A 248-nucleotide genomic window follows, 5' to 3' on the forward strand; every position below is an offset into this window, starting at 1 on the left:
TTATAACACAGGACGACACCATTTCAATTATTTCTATACTAAGCATTATGTATTGTCATTTTGTATCAAAAATAACTGGGATTCGATCCCTTTCATATGTTTTACTGCTTCTAGCACATCTACTTCCTTCACATTATACTGATCAGCTATTTCCTTTTCATCTTGATCCCCTTCCATGAGAGCGACTCCCATTAAGTGAAGTGCAGCAGCCCATACTTTATGATCAAGAGGATCTGGTGATTTAGGAT

At 36.7% G+C, this 248-nt stretch carries 1 protein-coding gene; it reads right to left on the bottom strand.

Annotation, left to right across the window (positions count from 1 at the left end; translation table 11 throughout):
- Positions 1–45: 45 nt before the first annotated feature.
- Positions 46–248 (bottom strand): hypothetical protein (locus tag AOA60_RS32930; protein WP_218240972.1); only part of this gene is annotated, 203 nt, incomplete at its 5' end.

The organism is Pseudomonas sp. 2822-17, from assembly GCF_002742485.1.
Classification (GTDB): Bacteria; Pseudomonadota; Gammaproteobacteria; order Pseudomonadales; family Pseudomonadaceae; genus Aquipseudomonas; species Aquipseudomonas cyclaminis.